We start from the raw sequence: 24,048 nt of genomic DNA on the forward strand, positions 1-24,048 counted from the left end.
GTTAAAGAGCTTTTCTAGCGGAACCAGCATTTCAATACCGTGTCGCTAGGGGTGCGTATCTTACGCTTCCCGATTTGAGAGTCAAGCGTTTTATTCAAACTTTCTTTTCTCTCTTTACCAACTGGGTTTGTGACTTCCGTCTCATTCCCTGTCGATGGAGCGGCATTATAGGGAGGTTGAGACACATGACAAGTATTATTTGGAAAAAAGAATTTGTTTGCCTAAAAAGCCAGCAAAATGCATAAAATAGAATAAAATTTCAACATTTGAGTCATGTCACATCAATGAATTGGAAAAAAGCCAACCATATACGTAAGATTCATGTGTCTATATTGTTAATAGTAGATAGTTAATTTCCTCTGACCTAGAAGTAGTATTCTGATTATGAGTTCAAATAAATCAATCGTTATGATGATCGCCCTTGCGGTACTGGGTGGAATCATCTTCTCGCAGGTAGACATCTCCCCTGCAATTAGTTTTGTTGTTGGTGTTTTGGCTTCTGCTTTTGTTCTTAAATTTTCCAACACGACAACGGAAGCCGTACCACTTAGTGATCCAGCTACGAAAACACTGTACGTCGGTAATCTGCCTTATAAGGCAAATGAATCACACGTTAAGGAAGTTTTTTCGAAACACGGTGAGGTTTTTGCCGTACGCCTTATGAAAGATAAACGTACCGGTAAACGACGTGGCTTTGGGTTTGTCGTAATGGCAGCCTCTGACGCAGAGACGGCCATCGCAGCCTTAAATGAGAAGGATTATATGCAGCGCACGTTAAAAGTACGTATTGCTAATGAGCCTAAGACTCAAGAAGAAGAGGACGAACTGAGTTAAAGCCAATTTTAGCTAACGCTCTATTCAGCGCTTCTTCTTCCCAAGGTGGAGCGCTGGAATAGATATTCCGACATCCCATACTCTCTTCTTGCTTTTCAATACGCAGTAGCTCTTGCACGCGACGCGCGATAGCAACCCCAGAATCCACCAGCAATACCTGACTTCCAAGCACGATTTGGATTTCTTCTTTTATAAGAGGGAAATGAGTGCAACCCAATACAGCTACATCAATCTTATTCTTTAGCGGCGCAAGAAGTTCTACCATCTCTTCTATATTAACGCGCTGCCCTCTTAGTTTTTCTTCTGCTATATCCACTAGACGCGTCAAACCGAGCATTTCAACGGGTTTGCTTTGCGAAAAGTCACGAATAAGATCATGAGTGTATTCGCGCTTTACCGTTGCTGGTGTCGCGATTAGTCCTATCGCTTTATTGGCAAGATTTGAGGCCGGCTTAATAGCTGGAACAACGCCAACCACTGGAATAGATAACTTTGCTCGCAAAGAAGGAAGCACAATGGTACTTGCCGTATTGCAGGCAATGACCACTAGGTCAATCTGATGTTCACCAACAAAGCGAGTAACCAGATGATCCACTCGCTCAATCAGGGTGTGATGCTCAAGCTCACCATAGGGGTAGGCGGCATTATCAAATAGGTAATAGTAATCGAGCTGAGGTAAACGCGCTTCGATCTCTTGATAAACCGAAAGACCACCGACACCTGAATCAAAGATTAAAATTTTAGGTTGCTGAGACACGACACTATTCCGCTTATGTATATGCTGGCGATCATACCCTGCGATTTGCTTTTCGCAATGCTTTCGCGCTGTATCTTTGGTGGGAGAATCGTTCGCCATGTTCAATATGTGAAAGTTGCAGTTCTAACACGCCATCAAAGCTACGCGTTTGCGTAACCAGTGTATGGAACTCACCATTTTCGCCACATGGATCAACATCAGACGATAGCTCGGCCAATAAGGCTTCATCATACCAACGGCCACAAAGCTCACGTGCGATACAATCACCATCTGCTGTGACCAACATGGTTTTAATACCACGCTCTATTATCTCTTGCGCTAGTTGCTCACTCGCCTCTCCCATTAGCGGGAAAACGCATTGCCATCCGGCAGGTTCAATGTAGCTACGGCGATACTCGGCTATCCCATTACAGAACATATCGCCAAAAGCGACCGCCTCGAAGGGTAAGCTCGACGCTTGCAACCCTTCCACTACTAATAACTTGTATTGTTCATTACTTGGGAAGACTTCTGGTAGTGCAATTTTGACTAACGGTAGACCAAGTAAGTCCGCTTGCATCTCTACCACTTCGATCGGTGTCGCTTGAAAGGGCACTTCGTCTTCTAGGTAAGTGGTAAACAAACCAACGACATGATACTGGTCGTTTTCGATTAGGCGCTCTAGGGTCAGAGTAGAGTCTTTACCTGAAGACCAACTCACGATGATGTTTTTCATTTTTATCTCGGGAAGGAAAAAACCGCCCGAAGGCGGTTTTATAAAATTAAAATTGATACGTCATATTTGCAAAGAATCTACGTTCTGGTGCCGCATAGCCAATTGTGGTTTGATACTCTTTGTCTGTAAGGTTATCAACCTTACCTCTAACAACTAGTTTAGGCGAAATCCAATAGCCAACTGATATATCCCATAAACCAACCGAAGGTAACATGTTTTCCTCGGTATAAGTCTCATTGGGATTCCCTAAGCGTTCGCCAGTGAATGTATATGTTAGATTGAAATCAAAATTCTCATAAGCCGCATCCATTAACCATTTATAGTTTTCATCAGCACGCTTAGCCAATTTATTACCCTGCGAGTCTTTATGATCTTTAAACTCTGCAATAACGGTATGGTGAATAAAAGAAGTATCGAACTGACCAGTAATCTCAATACCTTTCAATTTAGCGTCAACATTCAACGGATACCATGGCGAAGCTTGATACCAAATAATCAAATTATCCACTTTGTTATCATAAGCCGTAATTTCAAGATCGAATAGATTGAAATTGCCTATATAACCAATTTCTCGATTCATAGCCTCTTCAGGCTGCAAATCCGCATTATCCTTTAAGTCAGAATAACTGGGAGCTTTAAAAGCTGTTCCCACTGCAAACCGGACTGCGTGGTTATCTGAAATATGGTAAAGAGAACCTAACGACCACGTAGTGTAATTATCATATGAATCATGTTTATCATAACGAACACTACCCAATACGCTTAGATCACCAAATTGTGCATCAACCGAAGTATAAACACCTGTTGTATCTCTTGCATCGCCAGCTAAAGGATCTGGAGAACCATAGGACATAGCTCCATCTTTCAGTTCTTCCCTCCGCCAATCAGCGCCTGCCCCAATAGAAAAATCATCATTAAACTGATATAGGTTTAGAAACTGTACACTCGTTAGCTCAATCTCTTTTTTCGTTCCAGCATTGTCTTTGCCCTCAGATTTTGAATAATCCAAATTCTCAATGGACTGCTGATTTACTCGCAAAACTGAATTGAAGTATTCTCGTTGATACTCTAATGCACCAGTTAAACTTAGATTTTCAGAGTAACCAAAATATTTAGAACCCTTGTCATATTCTGTGAGGCTATCAAACCAACGTAGAGAAACGGTTCCCGTTAAAGCATCTGTAATTGACTGACCATAAGAAGCAAATAAGTTTTGACTTTCATAGCCATAATCCAAACCTGTGGCAGGGTCTTTAATGTCAAAACCTTCCGTCTCTTCAAAGCCACCTGCCAACTTCAATACACCAGTATTTTCTAGTTCTGAAGTTATCGAAAAACTTGCTTCTTTTTGCGCATCACTACCAGCTCCAAGAGATAAATAAGTCGCATCCGAATCATTACCAGATTCAGTGATCACATTGATTACACCTGCAACTGCATCAGAACCATAAAGAGCACCGCCTGGCCCACGAATCACTTCAACTCGTTCAATGATCCCAACCGGAATATGGTTAAACTTAATGCCACCAGCGGCTGAGTCAATACGAACACCATCAACTAAAAATAGAATTTGGTCACTGTTATAGCCGCGCATAAAAACAGAGGCACTATGCCCTCTGCCACCACTTTGAGAAACCTCAATGCCAGGAACACGCTTAAGAATATCCACGAGTGATTTTGCTTGTATCTGATCAATTTCTTGCTTTGAGACAATTGTAGTCGAGGCAACTACGTCATTCAGTGGTTGTTCAAAACGGTTCGCCGTCACTACAACCGTTTCATCGGCAGTATTGGCTAAAGAGTAAGGGGCGTAAGAAAGCAGTGACCCAACTGTCACAGCTAAAATAGAACGGTTCATTTTTATAATCCTAAATCGCGTAAAATCTACCGAGCGCGGAGCACATGCTTCCAGTGTTTGCTCAGTTGCTGGCAGGTATTCGGACTTTAGAGCTCTATGCTTTCCTACTTACTCGACTTCCCACCTCATGCTAGAGGCAGTGTCTTAAGAGTGTTCGTTCTCTATTACCGCTGCGCGTCAGTTCTGGAGTTACACCAGATTCCCTTTTCAGCCATCTATACCGCTAGATAGCACCAGCTAGGCGCAAATGGTATTAAGCAATCGGTTAATTGTCCAGCGGTTATTAATAATTCGTATATAATTCAATTGTTTCATTACATTGCTTAAAGCTTCACATCCTAGAGAGCTCAAGCTATTGACGACGCAAAACTGGACATACGGTAGATATCGAATAAAATCTGCGCTCTTAAATAAAATGCACCATACAAAGGTAAGACCATGGCGACTCTTGATGTAAACCCTCAACACTACCAACAGCAGTTGGCCGACAAAGTTGAACGTCTCACAGGGATGTTTGCTAACTACAACGTGCCAGAGCTAGAAGTGTTTGAATCTCCAGAGCAGCACTACCGTATGCGTGCCGAGTTTCGTGTTTGGCACGAAGGCGACGACATGTACTACATCATGTTTGACCAACAAACTCGTGAGAAGTATCGCGTTGATCAATTTCCAGCAGCCAGTCGTTTAATCAACGATCTAATGCCTCTGCTGATTGATGCGATGAAAGACAATGAGTCATTACGTCGCAAACTGTTCCAAGTGGATTTTCTATCAACAAAGAGTGGCGAAATTTTGGTGTCACTGCTTTACCACCGTCAATTGGATGAAGCATGGATTGAAAATGCCAAAGCATTGAAGCAACGTTTGAATGATGAAGGTTTTAACCTCAACCTTATTGGCCGAGCACGTAAAATGAAGGTTGTACTTGATCGCGACTTCGTGATTGAGAAGCTTGACGTTAACGGTCAGCCATACATCTACCAACAAGTTGAAAATAGCTTTACCCAACCCAACGCGGCGGTGTCTGAAAAAATGCTGGAGTGGGCGGTAGACTGTACACAAGACAGCAATGGTGATTTGCTTGAGCTTTACTGTGGTAACGGTAATTTTTCTTTAGCGCTGGCGCAAAACTTCAATCGAGTATTAGCGACTGAGCTGGCTAAACCATCGGTTGAGTCTGCGCAATACAACATTGCGGCAAACAAAATTGAAAACGTACAAATTCTACGTTTATCGGCTGAAGAGTTTACCCAAGCAATCGAAGGACAACGTGAATTCCGTCGTTTGAAAGATGCTGGGGTTGATCTGGCGAGCTACAACTGTAACACCATTTTTGTTGATCCACCTCGTTCAGGTATGGATATCGACACTTGTAAAATGGTGCAAGGTTATGAGCGTATTATCTATATCTCTTGTAACCCTGAAACTCTGCAAGAAAACCTAGATGTACTCAGTGAAACGCACAACGTCACTCGTTTCGCGCTATTTGATCAGTTCCCATATACTCACCATATGGAAGCGGGTGTTATGCTGGAACGCAAGGCGTAATCTCGACCACAGTTTACAGATATAAAAAAACGAGCCGATTGGCTCGTTTTTTTCGATTTGCGATTAATCAACCGCTTCTTCTTTCGATTTTGACATATAGCCGAGCTTTTTACCGATCCACAGCATCAACAACATCGACACGAGAATAGCAAAGAAGTTAGAGCCAGCATCTGGATACTGCGCTTTCAAAAACGCAGAGTGGCCAAAGGCACCAACGAAGAAACAAGCTAACCCTATCAGAGGAATATCTTCTGAAACTGGGTTGTTTAAGTATTCTTGGTACAGCGCTTGAACCGCTAGAACCAATGCAATAATAGGGAAAATTGAGAAACCCACCTCGCTCATGGTTAGCCATGATAATAACGAGTCACTACACATACCTGCGACTAGAGCAAGTACTAGGTTTTTTTTTTCCGAACCACGATTAATTGGATTGTTTTCATTAGACATTAATCTATCCCGCCTTTTAGTCGGTTACGTTCACGTTCTTTGCGATACCAATAAGCCCCTTTGGCTATCATTCGCAATTGCATGATCAAACGCTCCGCGAGAATCTCACGTTCACGTCGATCGAGATCTAATACTTCTGCCCCTGAGCTAAAGACTAAGGTGACAGAAGCTTCCGCTTGAATAAAGGCCTCATCACGGCTCATACCTGTGCTAATCAAGAACTCGGTCAACTCTGCGGCAAAATGTTGTATTTCACGCGCAACAGCGGTACGAAAAGCAAAAGAAGTCCCTGAACGCTCACGCAGCAAGAGGCGAAATACGTTTGGGCTACTTTCAATGAACTCCATGAAGGTTTCCACTGAGGTGCGTATCACGCTTCCCTCTTTGACAATCCGTTGACGAGCTTGACGCATCAATTGGCGCAGCAACAAGCCTCCTTCATCTACCATGGTTAATCCTAGCTCATCCATATCTTTAAAGTGACGATAGAATGAGGTTGGTGCAATTCCCGCTTCACGAGCGACCTCTCGAAGACTTAAGTTCGAGAAGCTTCTATCCGCACTCAACTGGCTGAATGCCGCATCGATCAGTGAGCGACGCGTTTTCTCTTTTTGCTGTGCGCGAATTCCCATGGTTTTCATATTCTAATTTCAACTTTTCTGACTAGGGAACCTCTAATATACATGGATTCCCGCAACGACTTAAGTGCCTTTATTCAGCAGTTAAAAATAAATCGCAGTTAGATACTGATTGCAATCATTTCACTGCAAATTAGCGACATCCACCATGGCAACAATGCACATTTCACGCTTTACGCGTGATCCCATCGACTCTCTAGTATGACGGTTATTTACGCGAACAAATAATCCGTTAATATCTCGATAATGCAATGTTAAAACAATATAACAAGGATAGAGTCATGGCCATAAGCAATCATTTTGATGTTATCGTGATAGGCAGTGGCCCAGGCGGCGAAGGTGCAGCTATGGGCTTAACCAAAGCTGGTCTTAATGTCGCGATTATAGAAAAGGAAAGCAGTGTCGGTGGTGGGTGTACCCACTGGGGCACGATTCCTTCAAAAGCGCTGCGTCATGCCGTTAGCCGTATTATTGAATTCAATAGCAATCCGCTGTTTTGTAAAAACAATATGAGCTTACACTCGACCTTCTCTAATATTCTTAATCATGCAAAATCTGTCATCGATAAACAAACCCGCCTACGTCAAGGCTTCTATGACCGTAACGAATGTACTTTGTTATTTGGCGCGGCTCGCTTTACTGATAGTAATACCGTCGCGGTGATGCAAAGTGATGGTAGTGAGGAATTTTACAGTGCCGATAAATTTGTCATTGCAACCGGCTCTCGCCCTTACCGTCCTGACAATGTCGATTTTGATCATCAACGTGTTTACGACAGTGACTCCATACTGAGTTTGAAACACGACCCTCGCCACATCATTATTTACGGCGCAGGCGTCATTGGCTGTGAGTACGCTTCAATCTTCCGTGGCTTAGGGGTTAAGACTGATCTGGTGAATACTCGCGACCGCCTGCTCTCTTTCCTTGATAATGAAGTATCCGATGCGCTGTCGTACCACTTTTGGAACAGTGGTGTGGTGATTCGCAACGATGAAACCTTTGAAAAAATTGAAGGGACTGAAGACGGCGTGATTGTTCATCTGCAATCCGGCAAAAAAATGAAAGCCGATTGCCTACTCTATGCCAATGGCCGAACAGGTAACACCGATAAACTCAATTTGACTGCCGTAGGCCTTGCCGCCGATTCACGCGGTCAAATTGCCGTAAACCGTAATTATCAAACTGATGCTGAACATGTTTACGCGGTAGGCGATGTGATTGGCTACCCAAGCCTTGCTAGCGCAGCTTACGATCAAGGCCGCTTTGTCGCACAAGCTATCACCAAAGGCAAAGCGGATAACTATCTGATTGAAGATATCCCAACCGGTATCTACACCATCCCTGAGATCAGCTCCGTCGGTAAAACAGAACAAGAACTCACTGCCGCCAAAGTGCCTTATGAAGTCGGACGATCGTCATTTAAACATTTAGCGCGAGCGCAAATTGCTGGCAAAGATATTGGCAGCCTAAAAATTCTATTCCATCGTGAAACCAAAGAGATCCTCGGTATTCACTGTTTTGGTGAGCGCGCGGCAGAAATCATCCATATCGGCCAAGCCATTATGGAACAAAAAGGCGAAGCGAATACCATCGAGTATTTCGTTAATACCACGTTTAACTACCCGACAATGGCAGAAGCTTATCGTGTCGCTGCGCTCAATGGCTTAAACCGCCTGTTTTAGCCCACTCTATATCTAAATAAAAAGCCGCTTTGTTAGCGGCTTTTCTCTATCGTATTCTCATCAATGGTATTAAGCCAAAAACGAACCTTTTCGCCATTGATAACGCAGCACCAATGCCAATGTGATACCGCGCATCGCCATAAAGCTCAGCATCGCCAACCACAACGCATGGTTTTGCCAAGCTGAACAAAGATAGAAAATAGCAAAGTAGCTGCACGTTGCGACAAACATACCGTTGCGCATTTCACGCCCTTTCGTTGCCCCAACAAAAATACCATCAAGCAAAAAACACCACATAGAAACCAACGGCATTGCCACCAACCAAGGCATAAACTCCAATGCTTTATCATGCACTACTGGTATATCCGTGATCAAATTGATCAAAGAAGATCCAAACATACCGAAGGCCAATGTCAGTCCACTACAAATCACCAAGCTCCAAAAAAAAGTCCCTACCAATGATTGGTTCAACTCATTACGATCTTTGGCGCCTATCGCTTTACCAACCATCGCTTCCATGGCATAAGCGAAACCATCCATGCCATAAGAGATCATCATGAGAAAACTCATCAACACCGCATTGGCAGCAACAATCTCATCACCAAAGCTTGCGCCTTGAAAAGTCATAAAAGTAAAAGTGGCTTGTAAGCACAGCGAACGTAGGAAGATATCACGATTGAGTTTTACAAATCGGGCTAAGCCATTGGCTGTATCTTTAAGCAATAAAAAGATTGACGGCAAATGTTGTGCTCGCCATGTGTAATGAACACAAACCAAACCAAAAGTCATACCGGTATAATCGGCAATGACCGATGCCAATGCTGCGCCTTCCACCTGCCAAACTAAGCCAAGTACAAATAAAATGTCTAATAAGATATTAGTGAGGTTGGTGATGATCACCATCCACATTGGGGCCTTGGCATTTTGTGTACCAAGCAGCCAACCTAATAACACAAAATTCGCTAACGCGGCTGGTGCACTCCATGCTCGAATTGAAAAATATTGCTGGCCATAAGTCTTCACTTCGGCACTCGCATCACTAAAAGCAAATACCCATTCGCCAATCCATGTGTGCATTAACAGAAACAAAGCAGAAAAACCCAGCGCCATCACTAAGCCTTGGGTCAGCACTAAGCCAAGTTGGTGTGGCTGCCGCGCACCAAATGATTGTGCCGCAAGCCCCGTGGTCGCCATACGTAAGAAACCCAGTAGCCAAAAGCTGACACTGATCATCATACCTCCCAGCGCTACGCCACCTAAATACCAAGCATGCTCTAAATGGCCAATAACCGCAGCGTCCACCAGCCCCAATAATGGAACGGTAATGTTGGAGAGCACCATAGGGATCGCGAGCAATAGCACTTTTTTATGCATTGCTCGATTGGAAAGGATTTGGAAAATTTGCACGTAACAACTTCTTTGCGGAATTTATACGCAAAGTGTAACTGGATCACCAACGAAGCTGAACAACTACCGGTGTGAAGCGCTGCTTTGAGCCGATAACTTTTGCCACCCAACGTTGCCATAGTTTCCAGCGACCACAATGTTTATCCAATGGTGACGAAGTTCGTACCCATCGCGCCCAAGGTAAGTAACGTAAAACGGCTTCTCCCGCCGCCTCATAGCCATGGGCATATTGCCCTGAACCCATCTTTTGCCCTAAGCGATGCTGACAAAGATCTCCCGCTAGGACAACGCAAGCTTTGGCACTATCAAAATGGCGGCCCAATGCCTGAATGAATTTGGCTACTTGTTGTTGAGTGCAATCAAGTAATGCATGTTCACACACAATCATTACCGGACATTTTTCAGGAATCGTTAGATGGTCGAGCCACGAGAGGTCATCGACACTGCCACACTTATGGTGATAACGCTCACTGGCATGAAATAGCTTTTGTCGCCACAGTAAGTTTTCAGTGACATCAAGCTCAAGCCAATGACAGCGTCCATTGTCGACCCGATAAAATCGAGTATCTAACCCAGCACCAACATTAATTATCCAACCATCTGGGTTTTGCTGAATAAAGGCGTTTACTTGCTCATCGCATAACTGCGTTAATGTCGCATGCAATAACTGCTTTTGATTAATATCACCAGAGAAACATTCCGGCGCCAGCTGACAGCGTTGGCAGGCAGTTGCGGCAATAGGATCATAAACAAGACCATCGTCGACCAAGCTTTCACGGCCGCGTAGTAATAATGGCTGCACTAAATTAGCAGGGATCTGATAGCGTTTTTTAGGGGAGTGTCTGGGCGGGGACATTATCATCTACCTTCCTTAGTAAGAAAGCAGATGATAATAAATATCAATTACAATAGCAAGATTAATGAGAATCAATCTCAACTAGTTGTTATTCTAGTGCTACATCCAATCGGTATTGCGAATAATACCGACGGCAATACCTTCAATGGCAAGATGTTGACTTGTTAGGTCGACTTTAATCGGGGCAAAATCTTGATTCTCTGCATGCAGTAGAACCGTAGAGCCTTTACGCTCCAGACGCTTAACCGTCACATCTTCATCAACACGAGCCACCACTACTTGGCCATCTCTTACATCTTGTGTTTTGTGCACGGCGAGTAGATCACCATCCATAATGCCGATATCTTTCATTGATTCGCCATTAACACGCAATAAAAAGTCCGCCTGAGGTTTGAACATGCTAGGATCGACTTGGTAATGTGCTTCCACATGCTCTTGAGCCAAGATAGGCTCACCTGCTGCAACTTGACCAATCAAAGGTAAGCCTTGATCATCATTTGCCGCATCTTCTAGCAAAATACGAATACCGCGGGAAGCACCCGGAATAATCTCAATTGCTTGTTTTCTTGCTAAAGCTTTAAGGTGTTCTTCTGCTGCATTGGCAGAGCGAAAGCCTAATTCTCTTGCAATTTCCGCACGTGTTGGCGGCATGCCGCTCTCTTCAATTTTGTTTTTGATCAAATCAAAAACTTGTTGCTGGCGGGGCGTTAACGGCTTCATAAGTCACCTGTCTTTTTATACAGTTCACTGTGAGTATATCCAGTAAGTGAACAAATGAAAAGCGAATTGATGATTTTTTAATAACTTACAAAAATAGAATCATTGACCTCATTGAGGCTACGCACCACACCATTTAATCCCCTCTTCCTTAAGGTAAGATCTTAACCTTTAGTCAATAATGCGTGCGTTTCCAAGCGAATAGTCACCATCACTACTTCTCTCAATCACTCACTGACTTTTTGTCTCCTACTATCCTGGATTGTCAATTTAGCTAGATTGACCGTATCAGCATGATGTTGCTGCTTTTACATCCAATAATAATTAAAAGGTTCGACCAGTTTCTGGTATCCTTGCCAGCTAAAAATCTGCTTGGGCACATCTCCACTTCTACACTTAAAGAATTGGAAATGTGCTTATGCTCATTAATTCATTTGAGGCAAAGAACTTTTATGTCTTCTGGACGCTCTCTATCTCGTTCTCTATTAAAGCTCCCTCTTTCGGTGCTAGTAAAAGGAACGGCGATCCCTTCAAACCCAATTGAAGACCATAGCATTGATGTCAACAAGCCAATTGTTTACGCACTGCCATACCGTTCTAGCGTTGATCTACTCAGCGTAAAAAAACAGGTCGCCGCCCTTGGTTTACCTGATCCACTTGAACCACTGATCATCAATGGTAAGAGTTTTAGCCGCTTTGTGTTCATTTCCTCCCGTGAAACCGTCCTAGGTAATGACAACGATGTGCCAAGTGAATCTATCGCACTTTTTTCAGAACTCCTCGCTCTGCATAAAGACGACAGTGAACTGGATATTCAAATACTGCCAATCACGGTACTTTGGGGACGTAAACCTGAAAAAGAAGGCAAACAAACCAATTACCTACAATCACTCAATGGCCCTCAAAAAGCCAAAGCGGTGTTGTTTGCTGGCCGTGATTGCTTAGTTCGTTTTAGCCCAGTCGTATCACTACGTTATATGGCGGATTCACACGGTACAGATGCTTCTATTGCCCATAAGTTAGCGCGCGTTGCTCGCATTCACTTTTCGCGTCAAAAATTAGCCGCGTCTGGTCCAAGTCTACCGAATCGCCAAGCGCTGTTTAATCGCTTAATGAAATCCAAGGCGATTGAAAAAGCAATTGAAGATGAAGCACTTGCCAAAGATATTCCAATCGAAAAAGTGCGCAAAGAAGCCCAAGAGATCATGGATGAAATCGCCGCTGACTTTTCATATTCATTGATCAAAAACGGCAGTCGCGTACTGGGTTGGCTATGGAATCGTATCTATCAAGGCCTAAACATCAATAATGCGACTACAGTGCGTCGTCTGGCACAAGATGGCCATGAAATTGTCTATCTTCCTTGCCACCGCAGCCATATGGATTATCTGTTGTTGTCTTACGTGCTGTATCAAGAAGGTATGGTTCCACCACATATCGCAGCGGGCATTAACTTAAACTTCTTCCCGGCAGGACCAATCTTCCGTCGTGGAGGGGCTTTCTTTATTCGTCGTAGCTTCAAGGGTAACCGACTTTACTCAACCATCTTTCGTGAATACTTAGCTGAACTCTTTACCAAAGGTTATTCTGTTGAGTACTTTAGTGAAGGTGGCCGCTCTCGCACCGGCCGTCTGCTGCAAGCTAAAACGGGTATGCTGGCCATGACCATTCAAGCCATGCTGCGCGGCTTAAACCGCCCTGTGACCTTAGTTCCGGTCTATATTGGCTATGAGCACGTAATGGAAGTGGGTACTTACGCTAAAGAACTACGTGGCAGCCGTAAAGAAAAAGAGAACGCAAGTCTTGTGCTTCGCACCATTCGTAAGCTGCGTAACTTTGGCCAAGGCTATGTCAACTTTGGTGAGCCAATTCCGCTCAACCAATACTTAAATGAACATGCGCCCGAATGGACCAAAGATATCGACCCGATGGGCGCGACTAAACCACAATGGTTGACGCCGGTAGTTAACGATCTTGCGACCAAGATGATGACGCACATTAATGATGCTGCTGCTGCGAATGCGCTGACACTATGTGCGACTGCGTTGCTTGCTTCACGCCAACGCGCTTTGTCACGTGATAGCCTCGTTAAGCAAGTCGACTGTTACCTGTCTCTACTTAAACAAGTGCCATATTCATCAAGCTTTACCATGCCGAATGAAGAAGCTGAAGTATTGGTTAAGCATGCTGAATCTTTAGATAAGTTTGTCATTGAAGCTGACAGCATGGGCGAAATTGTGTCTCTTGATCGTAACCAATCGATTTTGATGACTTACTATCGCAACAACATTATCCATCTGTTTGCCATCCCAGCATTGATCGCGCAGATGTTAGTGCGTCGCCAAAAACTAAGCCTTGCTCAAATCCAAGCGAATGTGGCGTTGATCTATCCTTTCCTTAAGCAAGAGTTGTTCTTAAATCTTAGTCATGAGCAATTAGACGCAACCGTTGCAGCCTATGTCGATGAGTTAGTTCGTCAGGGGTTAATCACGCGAGAAGATCAAGAACTGCAATTTAATCAAAGTAACTCGCAGGTGCTGGTTCTGCTTGGTCGTACCATTTCAGAAACATTGCAGCGTTACTCAATTGCACTCAACTTACTGATCGCTAACCCTGAGCTGGGCAAAGCGGATCTAGAAATGAAGAGCCAAGATATTGCCCAACGCCTTGGACGCTTACACGGAATTAACGCACCTGAGTTCTTTGATAAAGGTGTTTTCTCAGCCATGTTCACTACGTTAAAGCAGCAAGAATACTTAGACAGTGACGGCGATTGTGATATGGAAAAAGCAACAAAACTAGCCGAGTTGCTCTATTCACTGCTCTACCCTGAAGTTAGACTGACCATAAAAGAGAGTGTGTGTCAGGCAGCTGAAGTGTGTGACGAAGTCTGCGAGCACGATAAGTAACCTCAGATAACTTTGACCAATAATGATATTGGCCGATAGGTACAAAAAAGGGCATCGAATCGATGCCCTTTTTATTTATTCTATGTGCCATACTCACTTGCGGTGCTAGCGCCTTACCAAAATGCCACTAACAAGCCGATTGTAATGGCCATTCCAACATAGTTATTGTTTAAAAATGCTTGAAAACACAGTGTTCTGTCTCGGTGACGAATCAGATGTTGCTGGAATACAAATAATGCACCTACCGCCAATACTGCCCAGTAAAAACTCGCGCCTAACGAATACCACATCCCTAAGGCTATCAGCATCAATACGGTGGCAAGCTGCAGTACACCAATGATCATTTTATCAAAGCGACCAAATAAAATAGCCGTCGACTTGATGCCAATCTTGAGATCATCATTGCGATCAACCATGGCATATTGCGTATCGTAGGCAATCGTCCATAACGCATTCATCACAAACACAAACCATACTATCGGTGGTAACTCGTTGGTTTGTGCCGCCCACGCCATAGGAATTGCCCAACTAAAGGCTAAGCCCAAAAACAGTTGTGGTAGATGGGTATAGCGCTTCATAAAAGGATAAATAAACGCCAATGCAATACCAACAAAGGAGAGTTGGATCGTCAGTGGATTCATGGTTAAAACCAATACGAATGACAACACCGCCAACGCAATAAACAGACTAATCGCTTCTCTGGCACTGATCATTCCAGAAGGAAGAAGACGATGTTGGGTACGCTCTACATGCCCATCGACCTTGCGATCGGCAAAGTCATTGATCACGCAACCCGCAGCTCGCATCAAAACGACACCGAGCACAAAGACCAAAAGTACATTGAGGTTTGGGATACCTTCAGCGGCAATGATCAGCGCCCACATAGTCGGCCATAACAACAATAAGGTGCCGATCGGTTTATTCATGCGCATCAAGTGCCAATAGGCGCGCACTTTCGCGGTGGTCATCTACACTCTCTCCTTGGCGTAAACAGGGGCGTTAGGTAAAAATAATTCAGCCACAAGCATGGGCTTGTGATTCATCCATAAGCGAGAACGGCGAGCTAAACATTGTCCGTAGGGGGTTTGCGCCCAACCAACTTGCAACGCATCTCGTTCAACATTGTCGGCACTAAATACCGTTAAGCCCAACGGAATTTCGCCTTGCTGAGCAAGATCATGCGGCTGATCGATTAGAGATGACTCAGGGATCAATGTGCGCCCTAATATCCAAGGTTCGCCATCCCCTTTCAATACCACTTTACGCAGTAAGCATTGCTCTCTCGCTAACAGCTTGATTTCTTGTTCATCCAATTTTTCAGCGAGCACCACAGCGTTATGAAGTAGATCTACGTTCAATTGTTGACAATAAGTTTTTAACAAACGTGACAAAGAGCCCTGTTCTAAAAGCCAATCTCTCGCAATCTGCGAAGGAAAGTTAAAATTTTCAGGCTGTTGCCATTCCACTTGGCGCAGTGCGGACAGATAAAGCGCTATCATTTGATTCATACTAGTATTCAATAAGTCGCTTTATCGGCGTACAATAAAGCTTCAATCTGGTGCGTTAACTAACACTATATTGCGGTTAACTCAAATTCACTACAAATAGATGCTCTATTGTAACAAGAGTCAGACGATTCGAGTATCGTGATCAGAAGAAAGAAAAGTTAGAAATATGTTTAAACGTCACATAGCCCAAATATTTGCACTGCTTTGCCTCATGTTTGTCATGCCAACCATGGCAGAAGAGAAAGCTGGCACTCCGAGTTTGGCGTATTTTACTTTAGAGCCAGACTTAACCACCAACTTCTACACCAAAGGTAACGATCTTGGTTATATTCAAGTTCGTATTGATATCATGGTCGCCAATCAGGCCGATTTGCCTTTGATTGAAAAGCATCAACCGTTAATTCGAGATGCTGTTATTGAACTACTCGGAAAACAAACGGAAGAAACGATTAAATCGTTAGCAGGAAGAGAAGATCTGCGTAAAAGCTTAGTCGAAGAGTTAAATTCGATTTTATTACCAGAGACAGGTAAAACAGTGATCGCCGATCTCCTGTTTACTAAGTACCTCTATCAATAATCGACAATTTTGACTTGGTATAACTTCAGAAGCAATAAACAATAAAAAAGCGGCCTCGCCGCTTTTTTTTATTCTCAACCAGCTTGCCTATACTTTGCGGCTATCAAACCAACCTAGCATGACACCAGCCAGTAAACCGACTAAATGAGCAGTATTGGCAATCGCCATAAAAGGCTGAACAAACCCCAAGACTAACCAAACTAACATAAAGCCGATGAGAGGTTTTGGCATCATCAAACCTTTCTCAGGTGCACGATAACCCATCAGCCAGATATAGCCGACCAGGGCATAAACCACGCCAGACAAACCACCAAAATTAGCCCCTTCAACCCAGAATTGGCCGATACCTGATAGCGCTGCGGAAAAGACAAAAAGCTGTATTAATTTACCGCTCCCAAGCCTTTGTTCGATATCGCCACCAAGCTGCCACCACCACAATAAGTTAAAGGCGATATGCATGATAGAAAAATGCAATAAAGCATGGCTGACCCAGCGCCAAATCTGCCACTCTTGTCCAGCAAATGCAGGAAAGTGCAGGGCATTAAAGACTGATTGACCCGCCCCAAACTGCTGCAAGATAAAGATAACACTGCAGATCGCCATAATGGCGAGTGTGAATGGCCCCGCTTTCGCTTTAATCATGCTCATCATACTCGGCGAGTTATAACGAAAATGATTGGTACGGCTCTCTGCCATATTCCAAGAAGCTGCTTGATATTTGGCGTTATTGGGTTGATCAAGAAACATCTTCAGTTCAGCTTCGGCCTCCACTTGATGCTGATCATCCATCAGCCACAATGCAAACTGTCCTTCTCCTTCCGGCATTAACTTAATATCAATCTGACGCGATGCCATGTAATCAATAAATGCCTGTGCCATGCGCGGCTGGTTTAAAGAAATCAGTCTGATCATAATCTACCCTAATTAGTTACAACAGGAAGGCTTGCTCGTTGCCATGCGTCAAAGCCACCATCCACACTATACACCTGCTCAAACCCTTGGTTAACTAAATACTGAGCGGCACCTTGACTACTGATGCCGTGGTAGCACATCACCAAAATAGGTTGTTCAAATTCCACCTCATCCATAAATCCAACCATGCTGTCATTCGTCAAATGAAAAGCTTGATTTGCATGTGCCACGGCAAAAGATTGTGGATCACGAATATCCACCAAACGCGCCTCACCAAGTTGCAGTAATTCTTGCGCGGCGGTTACATCAATATGTTGAAACTGGTCCATTTACTTTCTCTATCTTGTCTCATTATTATCTGCTGCCATTGTAACCTATCCAGTGCTCAACAAGTACACGATGGGAATAAGGTTATCCACTTGCGATCACTTATTCACCATTTGTGGATAAGTTTGTGGATTACGTTGATAAAGTGCTTTGCTTTAATTCGATCCACAATATGTAGTGATGATCCTTATCTTTTTGTGTGTAAAACAAATAATATCCCCAATGCCAATTACCGCTTCAAGCCTTTATTCACCCTGCTTTCTGACACCTAACCAAGAATTTCATCACAGAGTTACCCACAGGCTAAAGATAAAAAAATGATCGCTCAAGGCGATCAAGATATAAAAAAACCGAGATCAAGGGATCTCGGTTTCTTCGATTCGGGGGGAGAAAAACTACATTTCGCCAACGGCCAATTTTAGTTTTTTCATCGCATTCTTTTCTAGCTGACGAATACGCTCGGCAGACACACCATAGTTTTCCGCCAATTCTTGCAGCGTGGCTTTATTGTCGACTAACCAACGGGAGCGAACAATATTCTGGCTACGCTCATCTAAACTTGCCAATGCAAGACTTAAACGATTATTGGTGTGCGCTTCCCAGTTTGCCGCTTCTACGTTTTCCGCCACATCAGAGGCTTTGTCTTCAAGGTAAAGCATTGGAGCGGTAATTGAGGTACCTGTGTCATCGTCATCAGCACTGAATTCAAATGTCGGATCTTGCGCCGCTAAACGCGATTCCATTTCACGAACTTCTGATGGCTCAACACCTAATTCACGAGCGACGGTTTCAACTTCACCATTGTTAAACCAACCTAAACGTTTTTTCGACTTACGTAGATTGAAGAACAACTTGCGCTGCGCCTTGGTGGTCGCAACTTTAACAATGCGCCAGTTACGTAGTACGTATTCGTGGATTTCAGCTTTTATCCAGTGGACGGCAAAAGAAACCAGTCTCACGCCCACTTCTGGGTTAAAACGTTTTACCGCTTTCATTAGACCGATGTTGCCTTCTTGAATTAGGTCAGCCATTGGCAAACCATAACCTGAGTAGCCGCGAGCCACATGCACAACGAAGCGCAAGTGTGAAAGGATCAAACCTTTCGCCGCATCGATTTCGCTGTTGTAGTGCAAACGTTCAGCCAGTCCACGCTCCTCGTCAGGCGTCAGCATTGGGTAGCTGTTCACTGAGCGAATGTAGCTATCTAAGCTATCTTGGGAAACGGCAGCCATTGCATACACTTGGTTAGTCATTCAATTCCTCATCAATCTAAGATCTGAATTAGGTATTTTTCGCCCAACAATCTTGAACCTAAAATGCTCAGGTTTCAAGCAAGGGGGAAGTTATTATGCACAAACGAAACAGCGATACAAGAAAAAAGTATACGGTAGCGTGTACTTTTCATTTCGGCTGGTGCACAAATAGGACAACCGATGTTTATACTGGTTCAATTTCGTTGAGGTGGCGTTGCGCTGAAACTTTCGCTGCTAAGCAACCTAAAAAGGTTCCCAACATCAGCAGCAGTAACGACTCATCCCAACTCAGTCCGATCAATCGGAAGCGGCTATCATACAGAAGCGCTAATTGTTCAACACTGCTATTAAGCAGAATTGTGATTAATGCGGTAAGAATCCACGCGCTGGTTGCACCAAGCAAACCAAACCACATACCTGAATAGAGATACGGACGTAATATAAAGCTATCTGTGGCGCCAATCAGTTTCATGGTTTGGATTTCATCTTTATTAGCCTGAACATTGAAACGCAAAGTATTGCCAACGATCAGAAATACCGAACCCAACATTAATACCGATAGTGTCATAACAATCCCGCCGACCAGATGCTTAATAGCATCAAGGCGAGCAAACCAATCTTCATCTAAGCGAACATCACTGATTTCATCTTCTGCGCGGACACGTTCTGCGAGTGCTTGCACCGCTTGTTTATCATCACTAGCAGGAGTAATCACCAGTACACCGGGCAGCGCATAATCATCCAACAAGGAAATCGCTTGGTCAAAGCCGGAATATTGGCTTAAATCTTCAAGTCCTTGCTGCGGGGAGATATAGTCTACCGCCGCCACCTCAGGCAGACTCTCCAACTCATCTTTGAGTACCATAATGCGTGGTTCTGGTGTTTGCTCTTTTATATAGCCGCTAACATGAGAAGGACCCGCAACATTTGTTGTGGCCACCGCAATATTTTTACCCAGAAGATAGAGAGAAGCGGGCAAAGTCAGTGCCATTGAGATCACCGCCAGCGTCAGTATATTCCCGATAGGACGAGACCATAAGGCCGCTAAAGCTGACTTAGCCTGCTTAAAGTGAATAGCAAAATACCCATCACGCGGCACGCCCTGATGTTTCTTAGCTGCTTTCTTATTGCGAGTATTAGCGACCATAATCTTCCACCTCACTCATAAAGCCTTGGTTTAACTCCATATGGCGATATTGCGGTCTTGAATTCACTAAATTGACATCGTGCGTGGCAAGTAAAATGGTCACCCCGGCTCGATTGAACTCTTCCAACAATCTTAATACACGATTAGAAAGTTCAGAGTCTAAATTACCCGTTGGCTCATCCGCGAGCAGCAACGTAGGGCGATTGACCACCGCACGAGCAATACCGACACGCTGCTGCTCACCGCCCGAAAGTTGGCTTGGCAGACAGCGCGCTTTATCAAGCAAGCCGGTTTTATCCAATGCCGCCGAAACTCGACGTTTTATTTCATTTTCCGAAATAGATTCAATCCGCATCGGCAGAGCGACGTTATCAAACACGGTGCGATCCATCAGCAATCGGTGATCTTGAAAAACAATACCGATATTACGACGCAGTAGAGGAATGTCCTTACTTGGAATTCGAGTGATGTCATGACCGTTAAAGCTAATCTTGCCATCGGTTGGACGTTCAATCGCGCAAATCAGCTTTAACAGGGTACTTTTACCCGCGCCAGAATGACCGCCTAAAAACGCCATTTCTCCACGATGCAAATGGAAATCGACTTTCTGTAGAGCTTGTCGACCGCCACGATAAGCCTTACTCACTTGCTGAAACTTAATCACCCGTCATTCCTCTCGCTAGCAGCTCGTTAATCTTCTCGGCTAAATAATGCGTCGATAAATTCTTGTGTTTCAAATGGACGCAAATCGTCAATCCCTTCACCGACACCAATATAGCGAATTGGAATCTGGAACTGATCAGCAAGTGCGAAGATCACACCACCTTTCGCGGTGCCATCGAGTTTCGTCAATGTAATACCAGTCAATGGCGCCACATCACTAAACAATTTTGCTTGGCTGATGGCATTTTGGCCTGTTGCGGCATCCAGTGTTAGCATTACTTCATGCGGTGCTGAATCATCAATTTTCTTCATCACACGCACGATTTTGCGCAGCTCTTCCATCAGGTTTGCTTTGTTTTGTAAACGACCCGCCGTATCCGCGATGACCACGTCATAGCCTCGAGCTCTGGCGGCTTCAATCGCATCATAAATTACTGATGCGCTATCGGCACCTGTATGTTGAGCGATGACCGGAACGTCATTGCGTTCACCCCAAACTTGCAGCTGTTCTACCGCTGCCGCACGGAAGGTATCGCCTGCAGCCAGCATCACTTTTTTGCCTTCGGCTTGGAATTGTTTTGCCAATTTACCAATGGTGGTGGTTTTACCCACGCCATTAACGCCAACCATTAAAATAACAAACGGTGTATTGCCGTTATTAACATCTAACGGCTTCTCAACGTGTGAAAGGATCTCGGCCATTTCTTCTTTGAGAAGACCATACAGAGCTTCACCATCTTTCAAATCTTGACGACTGGCTTTCTCGGTCAAATTATTGATGATCTTCATGGTGGTTTCCATGCCGACATCAGCGATCAATAGCTGCTCTTCCAGTTCTTCAAACAGATCATCATCAATCTGCTTACCTTTAAACAAACCAAAGAAACCCGCACCAATATTCGCTTTCGTGCGCGCAAGACTGCGCTTTAAGCGAGCAAAGAAACTCTCGGTTGGTTTTTCCTGTTCAACCACTCGTGGGGTGACCGGCTGTACCTGCTCTTCTGCTTCTGCTTCTGCTTCTGCTTCTGCTGGGCGAGCTTCAACCTCAACGGTTTGTTCAGCAACAATCTCTTGCTCTACATCGTTTTTTTGTTCTTCAACTACGTCAGGTTGTGGTTGCTCTACCTGCTGCTCTTCTGCGGTTTGCTTTGCTTGCTCTTCGTCACCGAAGCCAAGCCAAGAGAGCAATCCACGCTTCTTTTTTTCCGTCATCTGGGGCTATCCTAGATTGTCTTAATTAACTCTCAAACTTTTCCACTGCCATATAGCGAGCTGGAAAAGAAACATGACAACAGTGTGAAAAGTCTCTACGCCAAGCGCGATTTAAGGTTACACTTTGTCATCTATGAAATTTGGCTGTACTCAGGCGCAATCGCTGAGCGACTGGGTATAGTATCACTTTATTCGCGGTCAAAAAATCTATGCAAAGACGTCGCCAGCAAAACACATCACAAAAAAAAACTTCCACCGGCTTTATTCGCATTATTAGTGGCTTATGGCGTGGACGAAAGTTACCCGTACATGACGCTGAAGGCCTGCGACCAACCACCGATCGCGTAAAGGAAACGGTGTTTAGCTGGTTAGCACAAGACGTCCCCCAAGCGAAGTGTTTAGATCTCTTTGCCGGCTCTGGCGGTTTAGGTTTTGAAGCAGCATCACGCCAAGCGGAAATGGTGACCTTGATTGAATTAAATCCAGCCGCGTTTAAGCAGTTACAACAGAACATTACGGCACTAAAAGCCTCAAATATTACCGCCCAAAATACCGATGCATTGAGTTTTCTCAAACAACCGGGGACACCACACCACGTCGTTTTCATTGATCCACCGTTTCGCAAAGGCCTTCTCAGCGAAGCCATTGTATTACTAGAACAAAATGGCTGGCTTGCTGATGATGCGATGATCTACATCGAAACAGAAAAAGAACTCAATATTGAAGGCTTACCCGAAAGCTGGCAGTTACACCGTGAGAAAAACGCCGGACAAGTCCGCTTCCGCCTCTACCATCGCCAAGCAGAATAAGGACAGAATATGAAGGTATTAATTTTATTAGCCAAAGCCGCGATTGGCTTTGTGTGGTTTATCTTGCTCTTGAACATTTTCATGCCGTTTCCCGGTAAAGCCGCGATTGCGCTTTATATTATGGCGGCGTTCTTGTTTATGATGCACGGCCTGCAAATGCTGATTTTTATTGGTGCTTTTGGTGATAAAGTCAAAATGAGTAGCTGGGAAAGGTGGTCAATCTTGATTTTTGGTATTTTCGCCTTGCTCGACATCCGTCGTAAGCACATGATGTAGATAGTAAAACGCCGCTCAATTGAGCGGCGTTTTTATAACATCATTTTCCACTTATCCCAGATAGTTTTTTACCCCATCAAGGAACATCTGAGTAGACAGCATAACCAACAGTAATCCCATCAACCGTTCAACCGCTTTCAAGCCTCGCTCACCCAGTATTCGATGGAAGAAACCATAGAACATCAAAATCAAGAACGTGGCGCCCCAAGCAAGTAACACCGCCGCGGACAACTCAAGTAATTGTTCCGGATATTGACTGGATAACAGTAAGATCGCAGCAATAACCGACGGACCAGCAAGCATAGGGATTGCCATAGGCACAATAAACGGCTCTTCACCCGCAGCCAGTCCCGTAATACTGCCGCCACTCGGAAAAATCATCTTAATAGCGATAATGAACAGAATAATACCGCCCGAGATACTTAAGGTCTCTGGCTGAACCTGTAAGAAGCTCATGATGCTCTTACCGGCAAACAAAAACAGCATTAAGATCATCAATGCAAAACAAAGCTCACGTATCAGAACTTTGCGGCGACGTTTGGGTTCTAAATGCTTAAGAATCGACAGAACAATGGGGAGATTCCCCAGTGGGTCCATGATTAAAAATAGCATGGTCGCTGCAGATAAAATGTCCATAACTTCACCTCCAAAATTTAGTCGGCGAAGTATAGCGGTTTCCTTATCAGTTCGCTCGCAATAAGCCCATTAAGCAATATTTATCGCTAGAACGACTCTTAATGGCCACACACTCGTTCAACATTAACCGCCCACAAACCTTCTGTTTCAATGATTTTTTCACGCTGAACAAAAAAATCGAATAATGTATCAAACTGAAAGCCAGCCAATTTACAGGTACGAAATTGGGCTTGCTCGCCAAATTGATCGCGTACCGCATCATTTAGCTCTTGCTTCGTCATTGGTTTTTCACGTAATAGGTTTAATACTTTATGAGCGTGGATTTCATTCGCCATTATTGGCACCTCTGGATTGAAT

25 protein-coding genes and 1 riboswitch are annotated in these 24,048 nt (G+C 44.2%); of the genes, 7 read left to right on the forward strand and 18 right to left on the reverse strand.

The window, feature by feature from the left end:
* The first annotated feature begins 384 nt into the window (after positions 1-384).
* A complete protein-coding gene (locus tag RH85_RS15125; RefSeq protein WP_006713571.1) occupies positions 385-834 on the forward strand; it encodes an RNA recognition motif domain-containing protein in 450 nt (149 codons plus the stop codon).
* Here RH85_RS15125 and murI read toward each other — a convergent pair.
* The 3 genes from murI to RH85_RS15140 are packed head-to-tail and all read right to left on the reverse strand — an operon-like array spanning position 800 to position 4,164.
* Positions 800-1,591, reverse strand: coding sequence for a glutamate racemase (gene murI / locus RH85_RS15130; protein WP_006713572.1), 792 nt, complete (start codon positions 1,589-1,591; stop codon positions 800-802). The two genes, RH85_RS15125 and murI, sit on opposite strands and share 35 nt — an antisense overlap.
* 31 nt (positions 1,592-1,622) lie before the next feature.
* The gene (locus RH85_RS15135) at positions 1,623-2,306 is read right to left on the reverse strand and encodes a Dph6-related ATP pyrophosphatase (RefSeq protein ID WP_006713573.1); all 684 of its coding nucleotides are present in this window, start codon (positions 2,304-2,306) and stop codon (positions 1,623-1,625) included.
* Positions 2,307-2,352: 46 nt separating this feature from the next.
* Positions 2,353-4,164: a TonB-dependent receptor domain-containing protein gene (locus RH85_RS15140; RefSeq protein ID WP_006713574.1), complete on the reverse strand. Its 1,812-nt coding sequence runs from the start codon at positions 4,162-4,164 to the stop codon at positions 2,353-2,355.
* A gap of 53 nt (positions 4,165-4,217) precedes the next feature.
* A riboswitch (cobalamin riboswitch) is annotated at positions 4,218-4,417 on the reverse strand.
* Positions 4,418-4,602: 185 nt separating this feature from the next.
* Between RH85_RS15140 and trmA the strand changes: the two genes are divergently transcribed.
* Positions 4,603-5,712 (forward strand): tRNA (uridine(54)-C5)-methyltransferase TrmA, encoded by a 1,110-nt coding sequence (trmA, locus tag RH85_RS15145; RefSeq protein WP_006713575.1) that lies wholly within the window; start codon positions 4,603-4,605, stop codon positions 5,710-5,712.
* A gap of 63 nt (positions 5,713-5,775) precedes the next feature.
* On the opposite strand, the gene RH85_RS15150 is transcribed toward trmA, so the two are convergent.
* Together RH85_RS15150 and fabR are read right to left on the reverse strand one after the other, a co-directional pair.
* On the reverse strand, positions 5,776-6,162 hold the full coding sequence (locus RH85_RS15150; RefSeq protein WP_006713576.1) for a YijD family membrane protein: 387 nt from the start codon (positions 6,160-6,162) through the stop codon (positions 5,776-5,778).
* Positions 6,162-6,803: an HTH-type transcriptional repressor FabR gene (gene fabR, locus RH85_RS15155; RefSeq protein WP_006713577.1), complete on the reverse strand. Its 642-nt coding sequence runs from the start codon at positions 6,801-6,803 to the stop codon at positions 6,162-6,164. The genes RH85_RS15150 and fabR overlap by 1 nt, the downstream gene beginning before the upstream one ends.
* A gap of 248 nt (positions 6,804-7,051) precedes the next feature.
* Here fabR and sthA point away from each other — a divergent pair, with 248 nt between their 5' ends.
* Positions 7,052-8,482 (forward strand): Si-specific NAD(P)(+) transhydrogenase, encoded by a 1,431-nt coding sequence (gene sthA, locus RH85_RS15160; protein ID WP_083824886.1) that lies wholly within the window; start codon positions 7,052-7,054, stop codon positions 8,480-8,482.
* Between the two features lie 69 nt (positions 8,483-8,551).
* Here sthA and dinF read toward each other — a convergent pair whose 3' ends face one another.
* From dinF to lexA, 3 genes are all read right to left on the reverse strand, one after another.
* Positions 8,552-9,856 (reverse strand): MATE family efflux transporter DinF, encoded by a 1,305-nt coding sequence (gene dinF / locus RH85_RS15165; protein ID WP_174269583.1) that lies wholly within the window; start codon positions 9,854-9,856, stop codon positions 8,552-8,554.
* A gap of 76 nt (positions 9,857-9,932) precedes the next feature.
* The gene (locus RH85_RS15170) at positions 9,933-10,745 is read right to left on the reverse strand and encodes a class I SAM-dependent methyltransferase (RefSeq protein ID WP_006713580.1); all 813 of its coding nucleotides are present in this window, start codon (positions 10,743-10,745) and stop codon (positions 9,933-9,935) included.
* Between the two features lie 99 nt (positions 10,746-10,844).
* A complete protein-coding gene (gene lexA, locus RH85_RS15175; protein WP_006713581.1) occupies positions 10,845-11,465 on the reverse strand; it encodes a transcriptional repressor LexA in 621 nt (206 codons plus the stop codon).
* Between the two features lie 449 nt (positions 11,466-11,914).
* Between lexA and plsB the strand changes: the two genes are divergently transcribed.
* Positions 11,915-14,371, forward strand: coding sequence for a glycerol-3-phosphate 1-O-acyltransferase PlsB (gene plsB, locus RH85_RS15180; RefSeq protein WP_006713582.1), 2,457 nt, complete (start codon positions 11,915-11,917; stop codon positions 14,369-14,371).
* A gap of 113 nt (positions 14,372-14,484) precedes the next feature.
* Here the strand turns inward: plsB and ubiA are convergent, their stop codons facing one another.
* On the reverse strand, positions 14,485-15,339 hold the full coding sequence (gene ubiA / locus RH85_RS15185) for a 4-hydroxybenzoate octaprenyltransferase (RefSeq protein ID WP_006713583.1): 855 nt from the start codon (positions 15,337-15,339) through the stop codon (positions 14,485-14,487).
* Positions 15,340-15,879, reverse strand: a complete 540-nt coding sequence (locus RH85_RS15190; RefSeq protein ID WP_006713584.1) for a chorismate lyase — start codon at positions 15,877-15,879, stop codon at positions 15,340-15,342.
* A gap of 166 nt (positions 15,880-16,045) precedes the next feature.
* Between RH85_RS15190 and RH85_RS15195 the strand changes: the two genes are divergently transcribed.
* On the forward strand, positions 16,046-16,456 hold the full coding sequence (locus tag RH85_RS15195) for a flagellar basal body-associated protein FliL (protein WP_006713585.1): 411 nt from the start codon (positions 16,046-16,048) through the stop codon (positions 16,454-16,456).
* An 87-nt stretch (positions 16,457-16,543) separates the two neighbouring features.
* Here RH85_RS15195 and glpG read toward each other — a convergent pair whose 3' ends face one another.
* The 6 genes from glpG to ftsY all read right to left on the reverse strand — a co-directional run bounded on the left by glpG (position 16,544) and on the right by ftsY (position 21,970).
* Entirely contained in the window at positions 16,544-17,368 is an 825-nt protein-coding gene (gene glpG / locus RH85_RS15200) for a rhomboid family intramembrane serine protease GlpG (RefSeq protein WP_006713586.1), read from the reverse strand.
* A gap of 8 nt (positions 17,369-17,376) precedes the next feature.
* The gene (gene glpE, locus RH85_RS15205; RefSeq protein WP_006713587.1) at positions 17,377-17,697 is read right to left on the reverse strand and encodes a thiosulfate sulfurtransferase GlpE; all 321 of its coding nucleotides are present in this window, start codon (positions 17,695-17,697) and stop codon (positions 17,377-17,379) included.
* 393 nt (positions 17,698-18,090) lie between these two features.
* On the reverse strand, positions 18,091-18,948 hold the full coding sequence (gene rpoH, locus RH85_RS15210; RefSeq protein ID WP_006713588.1) for an RNA polymerase sigma factor RpoH: 858 nt from the start codon (positions 18,946-18,948) through the stop codon (positions 18,091-18,093).
* A 184-nt stretch (positions 18,949-19,132) separates the two neighbouring features.
* Positions 19,133-20,095 (reverse strand): permease-like cell division protein FtsX, encoded by a 963-nt coding sequence (ftsX, locus tag RH85_RS15215; protein ID WP_006713589.1) that lies wholly within the window; start codon positions 20,093-20,095, stop codon positions 19,133-19,135.
* Entirely contained in the window at positions 20,085-20,759 is a 675-nt protein-coding gene (gene ftsE / locus RH85_RS15220; protein WP_006713590.1) for a cell division ATP-binding protein FtsE, read from the reverse strand. The genes ftsX and ftsE overlap by 11 nt, the downstream gene beginning before the upstream one ends.
* A gap of 26 nt (positions 20,760-20,785) precedes the next feature.
* The gene (gene ftsY / locus RH85_RS15225) at positions 20,786-21,970 is read right to left on the reverse strand and encodes a signal recognition particle-docking protein FtsY (protein ID WP_006713591.1); all 1,185 of its coding nucleotides are present in this window, start codon (positions 21,968-21,970) and stop codon (positions 20,786-20,788) included.
* Positions 21,971-22,179: 209 nt separating this feature from the next.
* Between ftsY and rsmD the strand changes: the two genes are divergently transcribed.
* Both rsmD and RH85_RS15235 read left to right on the forward strand, forming a co-directional pair.
* A complete protein-coding gene (rsmD, locus tag RH85_RS15230) occupies positions 22,180-22,779 on the forward strand; it encodes a 16S rRNA (guanine(966)-N(2))-methyltransferase RsmD (RefSeq protein ID WP_006713592.1) in 600 nt (199 codons plus the stop codon).
* Positions 22,780-22,788: 9 nt separating this feature from the next.
* Complete coding sequence (locus RH85_RS15235) at positions 22,789-23,055, forward strand: DUF1145 domain-containing protein (RefSeq protein WP_006713593.1); 267 nt, start codon at positions 22,789-22,791, stop codon at positions 23,053-23,055.
* A gap of 51 nt (positions 23,056-23,106) precedes the next feature.
* Here RH85_RS15235 and RH85_RS15240 read toward each other — a convergent pair whose 3' ends face one another.
* On the reverse strand, positions 23,107-23,691 hold the full coding sequence (locus tag RH85_RS15240; RefSeq protein ID WP_006713594.1) for a YhgN family NAAT transporter: 585 nt from the start codon (positions 23,689-23,691) through the stop codon (positions 23,107-23,109).
* A gap of 98 nt (positions 23,692-23,789) precedes the next feature.
* The gene (locus tag RH85_RS15245) at positions 23,790-24,026 is read right to left on the reverse strand and encodes a YecH family metal-binding protein (RefSeq protein ID WP_006713595.1); all 237 of its coding nucleotides are present in this window, start codon (positions 24,024-24,026) and stop codon (positions 23,790-23,792) included.
* Between the last annotated feature and the right edge of the window lie 22 nt (positions 24,027-24,048).

The organism is Vibrio ichthyoenteri ATCC 700023, assembly GCF_000222605.1.
GTDB classification, from domain to species: domain Bacteria; phylum Pseudomonadota; class Gammaproteobacteria; order Enterobacterales; family Vibrionaceae; genus Vibrio; species Vibrio ichthyoenteri.